Here is an 11340-nt window from a genome sequence, read left to right as displayed (position 1 = left end):
CCCGGCCCGTGCTGGCACCTACACCGCAGGAGGTGCTGGCCACCGCCGGCAACAAGCCCTGCCTGGCACCCGGCCTCGGGCTGCTCGACGCCGTACGTGACGCCGGTGTGCGGCGGCTCGCCGTGGTCGGCACCGGCTGTCAGGTGCACATGCTGCGCGCGGCGCAGGACAAGCTCGGGCTCGCGCGCCTCGACGTCATCGGCATCCCCTGCTCCGACAATGTCACCTACCCGGACCTCACGTACTTTCTGGAGCAGGTCTCGCGCTCGCCCGGCACCATCGTCCACTACGAGTTCATGCAGGACTACAGCCTGCACATGCACCACGAGGACGGCAGCACCGAGCGGCTCAACTACATCGACTTCCCCATGGACAAGCTGGAGGGCATCTTCCCGTCGGCGTGTCTGTCTTGCTTCGACTATGCCAACACGCTCGCCGACATCACCATCGGCTACATGGGCGCGCGTCTCGGCTGGCAATGGGTGCTGGTGCGCACCGCCCGCGGCGCGGAGCTGCTGGACCTGCTGCGCGGCGACCTCGACGTCGGCACCCTCGACAGCGCAGGTGATCGCACCCGAGGGGTGCCGCGCTACATCCAAATGCTGGCCAAGCCGCCCGCCAAGCCGCCCAAGCCTATCCGCCGCCTCATCGCCTGGCTGCAGCGCCACCGCGGCCCGCGCGGACTGGAGTTCGCCCGCGCCATTATCGAGATGAAAATGCTCCGCAATCTGCACCACGTGCGCACGCACTTCCCGCGCTTCGAGCCCCGCATCGTGCCGGACTACGTCTATCGGACACTTGCGCCTTATGAGGCGGCACATCAACAGGCGATGGGCCGCGGCATCCGCCCCCAGCCGCAAGCGCGTCAGGACAAGCAGCCATGAGCATACTGCGCGGCCAAGGTGGGCCGCGGCGCGCGACGGTGCCGGCCCTGCTCCTGCTCGGGCTCTGCCTTGCACACCCGGGCACGGTCGCAGCAGTCGAGGCACGCCTGTCTGCAAACAGCGTCGCCGCCGGTCAGCCGGTCACGCTTACGCTCGCGGATACGGCTCCGCTGCCGGTGGATATCGACCTAGGCCCGCTGGCGGCGGCGTTTAGAGTTCTTGACCAACGGCGCGCGGAGACGGTGAGCACCGTCGACGGCCGCCGACGCGAGCGCCATGAGCTGATCCTGACCCTATTGCCGCAGCGCACGGGCCAGGTCTCTGTGCCACCGCTCGCCGTGGGTGACCAACGCACTGCGGCCCTATCCCTCAGCGTCAGCGCCACAACGACACCCGACGCCCAGCTGTTGCCGTCGCCCGCCGAAGCGCCCCAGCCTTCCGGCGCCGATATGCCGCCGCAGCGCATCGATGTCATCGCTGACGTTGATCCTCCGGCTGGTGTCGTCGGCCAGGAGCTTGTCCTGACCATCCGCGTGCGCTCACCCGAGGGTCCACCCCTTGGACACCTGCCGACACCGCAGGCATCCGCTGCCAGGTTGCTGCCGCTCGTCACGACGCGCGCCCCCGAGCCGGACGGCGCGACAGTGCTTATGCACCGCTATTCGGTGTTTCCCGAGCGCGCCGGGAAGCTGCGCATCAGCGAGCTCGGCTTCGACGCCTGGCAGCCTGCCGGCGGCGCACCCGTGCGGCACCGCGCCGAGCCGCTGGAAGTCACGGTGAGCGCGCCGCCGGCGGATGCCGACCTCGACACTTGGCTGCCCGCGCGCGCGCTGACCCTCACCGAGGCCGGCCCCAGCGAGGTGCGCATCGCACCGGGACAGGGTTTGGAGCGACTCATCACGCTACGCGCCGAGGGACTCCCCGCCGACGAACTGCCGGCACTGCCGTTGGCCATCCCCTTTCAGCTCCGCGTGCGCGACGATCCCCCGCGGCTCTGGAACGAGCGCACCGCGACAGGCATCGTCGGCTTCCGCGCCGAGCGCGTGCTCATCAGTGCCGCCGAGCCCGGCAGCTACGTCCTGCCTGGCCCCGCCATCGATTGGTGGGATACCGGCACCGACCAGCGGCGCACCGCCCGATTGCCAGACTGGACGCTGACAGTGGCCCCATTCGCGTCGGCAGACCGGCGGCCGGCCGCCCAATGGGCACGGGACCAGCAGACACCCGAGGACGCAGGCGCCGCCACTGCCGCCCCGGCTGAGTCGCCCCTCGGACGCGGCGAGCCGTCCACACCGAAGCCTGCCGCTGGAGGCCCTTGGGGCATGCTGGCAGTTGGCGGCCTGGGGCTGTTACTGGCTTTACTGCTCGGATGGCTCACTCGCCGCTGGCTGCGCCGGCGGGACGCCGTGCCACAGACAGCCACCGCAGCAGTCCCTGCGGCGCCATACAGATCGGATGAGATGCTGCCTGCGTTGATTGCCGCTGTACGCCACGCCTATGACAAAGCCGATGCCGATGCGGCCCGCGATGCACTGCTTGCCTGGGCTGCGGTAGTATGGCCCGAGCGGCCACCGGGGAATCTCTCGCAGCTCATGCTTCGCCTGCCGTCGCCGCTGCGCGACGACCTGAAGCTGCTGGACATGGCCTTCTACGGACCGGGCGGCAGCGCCTGGGCCGGGCGCCCGGTCGCAGCGCAGCTGCCCGCCATTACGCCCTTGCCCGAGGCGACGCCAACGGCCGCCGACGAACAGGCGCCCGCTTGAGGTGCGGCCGTCGGCGCTCAGCCCTGGCCCAGCAGGGCTGTCAACCGTGCGATCTCCTGTTGGGCCTCCACCTGCTCTGTGACGTCGTACTGTACGCCAAGGTAGTAGATGACCCGTCCGTCCGGATCCAACAGTGGCCGGATGCTGAGGCGGTTATAGAAGCGCGTGCCGTCCTTGCGATAGTTGCGGAGCGTAACCTCGACTGGCCGCTCCTCTGCGAGCGCCGCCCGAATCTCGGCGATGCTGGGCTGCTCCCGGTCGTCACCCTGGAGAAAACGGCAGTTCCGGCCAATGATCTCGTCCTTGGAGTAGCCGGTCATACGCTCGAACACGGCGTTGGCGAACACAATGGGGTTATCCGGCAGATCCGGGTCAGACAAGGTGACACCGTTGACGCAGCTGTCCAGAATCTGCGCCAACACCTTGGGGATCATGCCGGGGTCTTTTTCGACGACGAAGTTCATGTCAGTCTCCGGCCGATGTTGCTCTCAGCCCTCCGTCCAGTTGTGGTGGACGCTGCGGCCGCCGCCTCGTGCGTACCGCGGAGCGCCCGCCCGCTCGCTTGCAACGGGCTCATGCGGACCGCCGCTCCGGCGGTGCGCACTCGGCTTCGATCAGGCGCTTTAGGTTGCGAACCGTGCGCTCGGCACCATCCTGGACGGCCGAGCGGATCAACTTCTCGAAGGGGCGCATCATCAGGTCGATGCGGCGAAGCTCGAAGGTGAAGGTGAGCTTGGTATGCTCAGAGGCGCCATCGAACCGATAGTCCACCAAGAAAGGGAAGCTCGTGCCTTGAAAGGTGAGCCGCTGCGCCGGCTGGATGTGTGTGATCTTGAACGTGGACTCGGTGCGCCGACCCTGATCGACGCGCACCTGCCGGGCGATGCTCCCCACGCGCATCGGCCCCTTAGAGACCATGCGCAGCTCCTTCACCTCCGGTGACCAGCGCGGATAATTGCGCTCGAAGTCCTCGGCGATAAAGGCAAACACCGCGTCCGGGGACCGTTCGATCTCGATGCTCGCTTGCGCTTTGACCACAACGATCTCCTGAGCCGTCTGCTGCGCGGCGCTCACGGGTCGGCTACATGATAACTGCTGCGACTCGGAACAGCGCGCGCGGTTCCGCCTGCATTATGAACCACACACAAGCACAGACGGAAAGGATCAAGATGGGGCGGGACACGACCTATAGGACAGCGCCCGACAACACGCTGGGCCAGCTGTACGATTTCGTCACCGGCGACGAAGACGCGCGGGTCTGTAGGGATATCCCACCCGAGTCCTGTAACGACCAGCCGCGCAACTTCTTCGCCTATCTCGGCGCCAACCTGCTGAGCAAGATCGCCGACGAGCTTTCCAGCGCCAAATTGATTTTGCCCTGGCTCTTGGGTGCCCTGGGCGCACCGGCGGTGTTCGTGGGCCTGCTGGTCCCCGTTCGCGAATCGGGCGTCCTGCTGCCTCAGCTCATGGTGGCGGCCTATATTCGCCGCATGCCGCAGCGCAAGCCGGTGTGGATACTGGGCGCGCTCCTCTCGGCCGGCGCGCTGGGCGCCATGGCCGTGGCGGCACTGATGCTGACTGGGGCAGCCGCGGGCTGGATCATCGTCGGATTGCTCGTGGTCTTCAGCCTCGCTCGAGGCCTGTGCTCAGTCTCAGCCAAGGACGTGCTCGGCAAGACCGTTTCCAAGTCCCGCCGCGGTCGGCTCATGGGCTGGTCGGCCGGTATCGCCGGCGCCGCGACGCTGGCGCTCGGACTCGCCCTCGGCGTGCTCGGCGACGTGGAGTCCGAGCGGCTCGTCTACGCGCTGCTGCTCGCCACGGGCGGCGGGCTCTTTCTGCTCGGCGCGCTCGTATTCGCGTCGATCCGCGAGCAGCCTGGCGCCACGGCGGGCGGCGGCAACGCCCTTACCGAGGCCCTGGCGAGCCTCAATCTGCTGCGCACGGACGCGGACTTCAGGCGCTACCTGTTCGCGCGCATCGGACTTTTGAGCCTAGCTTTGGCGCCCCCGTTCTATGTCTTGCTGCTGCAGCAGAGCAGCGACACGGCCCTGTCTGGCCTCGGGCTTCTGATCATCGCGAGCGGCCTGGCGGGGGCTGTCAGCGCGCCCATCTGGGGCCGCCTCAGCGATCGTTCCGCGCGGTTGGTAATCGTCCTCGCCGCCGCCCTCGGCGGCATCACCGGCGTCGGCACCTGGATCGTGGCACAGACCGGTGTGGAAGGCGTCGCGCTCAGCTGGCTGCTGGCAGGGCTTTTTCTGTCAGTAAACATCGCCCACGCCGGCGTCCGGCTCGGGCGAAAGGTCTATCTGGTAGACCTCGCCGACACCGACAATCGGGCTGCCATGGTGGCGGTGAGCAACACCATTATTGGTCTTGCGATGTTGCTCGGCGGCGTCATCGGCGTGCTCGCAGACCTCTACGACACAGCGACTGTCATCGGTGCTTTGGGCTTGGGCGCACTTGCCGTTTCCGCCTATGCGCTGCGACTGCGCGAAGTCTCCGCCGACGCCGCAGACTGAGCCCGCCCATGCGGCCCGCGCGAGAACCGCACTCAGCGACCCAATGGCAGCAGGAGCTGGCGAACGCCTTCACGCGCGTGCACGTGCTGCTGGATTTCCTGGCCATGCCGGCGGCGTTGCGCACCCAGATCCTCGACCCTGCGCCGGATTTTCCATTATTGGTGCCCCGCGGCTTTGCGGCCCTGATGCGCAAGGCCGACCCCTATGATCCACTGCTGCGCCAGGTGCTGCCGCTCACGGCAGAGCTGAGGGCCACGGACGGCTTCACATCGGACCCGCTCGACGAGTGCTCCACGCTCACCCGCGCCGGCCTTCTGCGCAAATATCAGGGCCGCGCCCTGCTCATGGCCACCAGCGGCTGCGCCGTGCATTGCCGCTACTGCTTCCGGCGTCACTTCCCCCATGCGGCGCTGCCGCCGCGCGCCGCCTTGGATGCACAGCTCGCCGAGCTCGCAGCAGCGCATGACGTCCACGAGCTGATCCTGAGCGGCGGCGACCCGCTGCTGTTGGACGACACAGCCCTCGGCGAGCTGCTTGATCGCACTGCCGCGATCCCACACCTGCGCCGCATCCGGGTGCACAGCCGCCTGCCCGTGGTGCTGCCAAGCCGCATTACGCCAGCCCTGTGCCGACTGCTCACGACGCAACCGCAGCGTTGCGTGCTGGTGGTCCATGCCAACCATCCGGCCGAGCTCGGCAGCGCGGCCTGTCAGGCACTGCAGACGCTGCATCAGGCGGGTATTGTCGTACTGAACCAGAGCGTGCTGCTGCGGGGTGTCAACGACGAGCCGAGCTGCCTAGCGGCGCTCAGCGAGCGTCTTTTTGGTTGCGGCGTCCTGCCCTACTACCTGCATCAGCTGGATGCGGTGGCGGGGGCGGCGCACTTCGCAGTGGACGATGCCTGCGCCCGGCGGCTGGTCGAGGCGCTGCGGCGCCGACTGCCCGGCTACTTAACGCCGCTATTGGTGCGCGAGCGCCCCGGTGCCGACTACAAAGTACCGCTGTTGTGACGGCCGAAGCAGCCATGCCCCCACGGCAGCTGCTCGAGCTCCGGGACGCTATCGCCGTCGCCGCCCGCTGCCAGTCTCCCTGCAGCAGCTAGATCACCGTGTCAGCCAGCGTTGGCGATGCCGTGCGGCACATGCCCGGTAGCGACCCGGCCGCGGGCGTCGGCGCAGTGACGCTCCTGGTCGTCAAAATAGATGTCCGCATCGAAGGCCTCGAGGAAAGGCGCTTTCGGAAGGCCGCCGAGGAACAGCGCCTCGTCGATACGGATGCCCCAGTCGCGCAGCGTGCGGATCACCCGCTCGTGTGACGGGGCGCCACGGGCCGTGATAAGTGCCGTGCGCAACGGCGCATCCCGTGGTGGGAACAATGCCTGAATCCGATGCAGGGCCAGCAGGAACCCCTTGAAGGGTCCGGCGGAGAGTGGCACCGCAGCGGCGGCCACTTCGCGGGCGTTGAAGGCGGCGAGCCCCTCGCTGCGATAGACGCGCTCCGCCTCGTCCGAGAAGAGCACGGCGTCTCCGTCAAACGCGATGCGCACGGGCGCGTCGCTCCGCCGCTCCGCCTGGGCGGGTGCGGGCATCAGGGTCGCAGCAGCACAGCCGGCGGTGAGCGCCTGTCGCACATCGTCGGGGTCGGCCGACAGAAAGAGGTGGGCATCGAAGGCGCCGACGTAACGGTAGGGGCTCGCACCATTGGTGAAGGCCGCACGGGTGATGTCGAGCCCGTGGTGGCGGATGGAATTGAAGACCCGCAAGCCTGTGTCCGAGCTGTTGCGGGAGAGAAGAATGATTTCGACCCGCCCCGCGTCACCGATGCGATCATTCAGAGCAAGCAGCTTTTGCGCTAGCCCAAAGGCGACGCCCGGCGCGAGCACGTCGTTCTCACGGGCTACCTGATAGGCGTGATAGGCGTCGACGCCCTCCGCTTCGAAGACGCGATGGGATTCGTCGAGGTCGAACAACGCCCGTGATGAGATGGCGATCACGAGACGGATACGCTCGGCATCGGCAAGCGGGTCGGCCATGGGTCAGTGGATCAGGACGGCGTCGGTGGAGGCTCGCCTGGATACCGCGACATCCCGCTTTCGGCGCTGAGGGCAGGCTCCCCGCGCTGTTACAGGTACCTGCCCGCGCCCTTGTTATCACCAAGGCATGAAGCTGTTGATGAAGTGCATCGGTCGGCCGATGTTGCGGTTCATGATGCCGAGGTCATCGCGCATGTTGGCGGTGGTATAGGTCATGGACTGCATGGACTGGTCCATGCCCTGCATGGTGGTCAGCATGGGCTCCAGCACGCTCACGTCCCGCGCCATGGAGTCCACGCCGACGGTCATGGTGCGGACGTTGGAGCTGATCTGCCCCATGTTGTCGGAGATGGACTGCATGTTGCTCGCCAGTACGGTCATATTGGAATCAACGCTGATGGCAAGGTAGTGCACGTCCTTCGCCAGGCTGAACACCAGGTAGAAGCCGTAGGCCGCAAGGATGATAAACGCGAACAGCGATGGGTAGACGATGAGCTCCCAACGCCGGGCGCTGTTCTCGAATGCCTGCGACAACCGATCCATCGCAAAGGCATTGGCCTGCGAATCTGTCGCGTCGTCCTGCAGACCGTCCGGTTCGGTGCCGGGCCTTTTGGGCGTGTCGGAGTCGGATTTGGGATGCGCCATCGCCGTGTTTGCCTCAGTGATCGGATCTTGTTATCGGCAACCGCCCTGCAAAGCACGCGGCCGGTTCCAGACAACCGAATCTAAACCCTGTGGGCCGCAGGTGTTTGCCGGCGTAATGCTCTAGAGACTAACATAAAGGCTCGGAATTCCCACCATCCGACCAGTGGTCTCCAGTGGTACTACCCGGTGGTATCAGGCTCAGCTCAGGAGGTGGGGGAAGAGTGACGCCGCCAGTGCGTAGAATTCCTTGGCGCCCTTGCCTCTAGGCTCCAGCTCGAACACCGCGAGTCCCTCGCTGAAGGAGCGGCGAAACACCGTGCGCTGCGACAGGCGCGGCTTGATGAAGCGCACGTCGGGCAGCGACACCAGCGCGGCGGCGGCCTCGTTGGTCTCGCGCACCGCATGGTGCGTGTCGCCGCGATTGATGAAGCCGATGATCTCCGGTGCGGCGCTGCGCTCCACGGAGTGCACCAAATGCGCGAAGCGCTGGGTGGACCAAATATCCGCCTGGGACGGAGGCACCGGCACCACCACCCGGTCACACAGTGACAGCGCCGTTCGCACCGCGTCCATGTCCGCTGTGCCAATGTCGATGATGGTCTCTTCGTGCTCAGCCAGTGCATCGGGCGTCAGGGCACTACGATCGCGCACCAGAATCGGCGGCTCGAATCCCTCCTCGGTGCGCACTTCGCTGACATCCGTGAGCGTGGCCTGCGGGTCTGCGTCAAGCAATTGGATGTCGACGTCGGCCATCGCGAGCCAGACACCGAGGTTGAAGGTCAGCGTGCTCTTGCCGGAGCCACCCTTGAGACTCCCTACCACTGTGATCATGCCCGAAAAACTCCTCAGCGGTGCCCCTGGTAATCGCGCGCGAGACGACCGTTAGGGCCCGCTTCGATAGTAGCGGCGATAGAAATCGTCGGGTGGCGCAACAGGCGCCCGTCCGGGCGCATAGCCAAATGTTGTGCCGCGTTCATCCTCATCCCGCGGGCGATAGCGCCGGTCGTCGTAGCGGTCGGCAAAACGGCCGCCCTGTGCGCCGCTGTGGTGGCGCTCCTGCTCCTTCGGCGTCAGCGGCCGGAAACGATAGTCGGCGCCAGTACCGCCGCCGACATGCTGTCCCAGGCTGGGGTCATCGCGAAAACGGTAGCGTCGCCGGTCGGGCAGACGTCCTCCGTCGCGGTAACCGTCAGCATAGACGCTGCGCCCGCCGGGCCTGCCCGCTTCGCCGTAGCCCTCGTCGCCAGACCAATACCCTGGCGCCTCGGACGCTCGGCGCTGCCGCGGCAGCGGCTCCTGCGCCCAATCCGGCGCGCCATAGCCGTTCGGTGATCGCGGCGGCGGCTGGTCTGGAGAAGGGCGATCCGCGTCCGCATGCCACGGAGCGTCTCGGTAACCCTCCGCTGGATCAAAGAAGGTGGCACCTGAGTCTCGGCTCCATCCGTAAGGACTGTAGCCCCCGGCATCATCCTTGTAGTCAGCGCCAGTGCGAAAGTCGTCGTAGTGATAGCTGCCGCCCAGGTCCTGGCCGTAGCCGTCGCCGTCGCCAGAGCTGTCGGGAATCGAACGATAACCGCTCCCCTGGTTGTACCAGCCTGGGTCCGGTGCGCCATAGAGGTCATCAGCCGTGAGCGGCCCCGCCAAAAAGACGCCAGGGGCGAGCCAGAGGACGAGGGCCAGGATTCTCAACATGTGCAACACCACCTGCGGCAGGATCCGTTTCTGTCGGCCGCATGCGGCGGCCGTTGCCCTTAGTCTAGCCGCAGCGGCACCGCCCGACCCGACGAACTCTCCGATCTACCGGAAACCCTGGCTGCCGTCTTCGTCCGTCTTGAGGCGGATACCACGCCGCGCCGCCTTCTTCTGCACCTTGGCAACCTTGCCAGTGGCAGCAGAAGAGGGCTTAGCCTGGGCCTTCTTCTTGCTGGTCCGCCGCTGTTTCGGCTTCGGCGCTCCGTCAGGAGCTGCAGGGGCACCCGCGGACTTCGCTCGCGCCTGTACGAGGTCCGGCGTTGGTACGGCCTCAGCCGCTGCCGTTGTATGCGCCGGAGTGGTCGCGGCGGTTGCCGCGGCAGGGGCCGCATCGGACTTGCTGGTGCGCAGCGCGTTGGGCACGGCGCCCGAGCTGCTGCGCTCGTCATAGGCGATACCGCTGTCCGTCCCACCCCCAGGTCCAGTGCCACCGCCGCCGGGGCCGCGGTCCGGCCCGCTGCCGTCGTGACGGCTGCGCTTGCCCTTGAGCAGGGTCTTGAGCCAGTCGTAAAGCAGGAGAAAAATACCGCGGACCAGGTAGAACACCAGCATGAAGGCGCCGCCGACCTTGGCGAGCACCGGGGACGGCTCACGCTGGCGTGCCGGCACCGTGCGCTGGCCACTGCCGCCTTCGTCCAGCAGCGCCTCCGCGCAGGGCACGGTGCTGACGGAGGGCGCACTGGCTACAGCGACCTCGCACAGGTCGCGGCTGGCGGCCACGCAGCCGAGCGGAATAACGATGAGGGTCAGAATGGTGGACACCAGTACGCCGGACGACAGCGAGATGGCCATCCCCTGGAAGATCGGGTCTGTGAAAATAACGCTGGAGCCCGCCACCAGTGCCAGCGCCGTAATCACAATGGGGCGCGTGCGGGTCTTGCAGGCACGGATGACGGCTTCCGCCACGGGCACGCCTTTCTGCACCTCGTGAATGGAAAAATCCACCAGCAGGATGGAATTGCGCACAATGATGCCGGCGAGCGCGATCCAGCCGATCATGGACGTGGCCGTAAACTCGCCGCCGAGACCGAGCTGAAACATCAGCCAATGGGCCGGAATGATGCCGAGCAGTGTCAAGGGAATCGGCGCCATGATGACCAGGGGAATACGAAAATTGCCGAACTCCCAGACCACCAGGATGTAAATGAGCACCAAGGCCACCGCGAAGGCAGCGCCCATATCGCGGAAGGTCTCGTAAGTGACGGTCCACTCACCCGTCCACTCGAAGCCCGAGATCCGATCCGTCGGCGGCGAGCCGAGCCAATAGGCCTGAGGCTCGGTGCCGTCCGGCGCGACATAGCCCATGTCTTCGAGCCGGTTCTGCACCTGAAGCATCGCATACACGGGCGCGGCCAGGTCCCCGCCGACGTCCGCAACAACGTATTCAACGGCGCGCAGGTCCTTGCGATAGATGATGTGCTCCTCCGGCACCCGCTCGAAGCGACCAAGCTCGCGCAACGGCACCGTGAACCCGGCCGTGGAGCGAATGGGTAGATCGCCGAGCCGGTCGATCTGCGAGCGCTCCGCCAGCGGCACCTGCAGCACGATGTGCACAGGCTCGTGGCCGGCCCTCATCTTGACGTCGCCCAAGGTGGCCCCGCCCAGTGCCATGGCCAGATTCTGATTGATCGCGTCCACCGAGATGCCCCGACGTACGGCCTTTTCGGTGTCGACATCGAAACGCCAGTAGTCGAAGGGCTCGCGGATGTAGTTGTCCACGTCCCGCGTGCTCTCGGCCTGCTCGA

General features: G+C 66.7%; 11 protein-coding genes. 4 read left to right on the top strand and 7 right to left on the bottom strand.

Annotated features, from left to right (window positions below; genetic code table 11):
- Window positions 1-884, top strand: an 884-nt coding sequence (locus tag I6U14_RS04285; RefSeq protein WP_296897139.1) for a Coenzyme F420 hydrogenase/dehydrogenase, beta subunit C-terminal domain, incomplete at its 5' end; no start/stop codon positions are given.
- Entirely contained in the window at window positions 881-2647 is a 1767-nt protein-coding gene (locus I6U14_RS04280; RefSeq protein ID WP_296897138.1) for a BatD family protein, read from the top strand. The genes I6U14_RS04285 and I6U14_RS04280, both read left to right, overlap by 4 nt.
- A gap of 17 nt (window positions 2648-2664) precedes the next feature.
- Here I6U14_RS04280 and I6U14_RS04275 read toward each other — a convergent pair whose 3' ends face one another.
- Together I6U14_RS04275 and I6U14_RS04270 are read right to left on the bottom strand one after the other, a co-directional pair.
- Window positions 2665-3111, bottom strand: coding sequence for a PAS domain-containing protein (locus I6U14_RS04275; RefSeq protein WP_296897137.1), 447 nt, complete (start codon window positions 3109-3111; stop codon window positions 2665-2667).
- A 109-nt stretch (window positions 3112-3220) separates the two neighbouring features.
- The gene (locus tag I6U14_RS04270) at window positions 3221-3685 is read right to left on the bottom strand and encodes an SRPBCC family protein (RefSeq protein WP_296897135.1); all 465 of its coding nucleotides are present in this window, start codon (window positions 3683-3685) and stop codon (window positions 3221-3223) included.
- A 131-nt stretch (window positions 3686-3816) separates the two neighbouring features.
- Here I6U14_RS04270 and I6U14_RS04265 point away from each other — a divergent pair, with 131 nt between their 5' ends.
- Both I6U14_RS04265 and epmB read left to right on the top strand, forming a co-directional pair.
- Window positions 3817-5166 carry an MFS transporter gene (locus I6U14_RS04265; protein ID WP_296897133.1) on the top strand — a complete coding sequence of 450 codons (1350 nt, stop codon included), beginning with the start codon at window positions 3817-3819 and terminating at the stop codon, window positions 5164-5166.
- 8 nt (window positions 5167-5174) lie between these two features.
- Window positions 5175-6176: an EF-P beta-lysylation protein EpmB gene (gene epmB / locus I6U14_RS04260; protein ID WP_296897132.1), complete on the top strand. Its 1002-nt coding sequence runs from the start codon at window positions 5175-5177 to the stop codon at window positions 6174-6176.
- A gap of 101 nt (window positions 6177-6277) precedes the next feature.
- Here the strand turns inward: epmB and I6U14_RS04255 are convergent, their stop codons facing one another.
- The 5 genes from I6U14_RS04255 to I6U14_RS04235 all read right to left on the bottom strand — a co-directional run.
- Window positions 6278-7198: a 5'-nucleotidase gene (locus I6U14_RS04255; protein ID WP_296897130.1), complete on the bottom strand. Its 921-nt coding sequence runs from the start codon at window positions 7196-7198 to the stop codon at window positions 6278-6280.
- 117 nt (window positions 7199-7315) lie between these two features.
- The gene (locus I6U14_RS04250) at window positions 7316-7741 is read right to left on the bottom strand and encodes a hypothetical protein (protein ID WP_296897140.1); all 426 of its coding nucleotides are present in this window, start codon (window positions 7739-7741) and stop codon (window positions 7316-7318) included.
- A gap of 300 nt (window positions 7742-8041) precedes the next feature.
- On the bottom strand, window positions 8042-8674 hold the full coding sequence (locus I6U14_RS04245) for an AAA family ATPase (protein ID WP_296897129.1): 633 nt from the start codon (window positions 8672-8674) through the stop codon (window positions 8042-8044).
- A gap of 51 nt (window positions 8675-8725) precedes the next feature.
- On the bottom strand, window positions 8726-9535 hold the full coding sequence (locus I6U14_RS04240) for a hypothetical protein (protein WP_296897127.1): 810 nt from the start codon (window positions 9533-9535) through the stop codon (window positions 8726-8728).
- Window positions 9536-9640: 105 nt separating this feature from the next.
- A partial coding sequence (locus I6U14_RS04235; RefSeq protein ID WP_296897125.1) for an efflux RND transporter permease subunit occupies window positions 9641-11340 on the bottom strand: 1700 nt, incomplete at its 5' end.

The sequence above is a fragment of the Thiohalocapsa sp. genome (assembly GCF_019695415.1).
Taxonomy (GTDB): Bacteria; Pseudomonadota; Gammaproteobacteria; order Chromatiales; family Chromatiaceae; genus Thiohalocapsa.
This window is presented reverse-complemented; position numbering and strand designations above follow the sequence as displayed.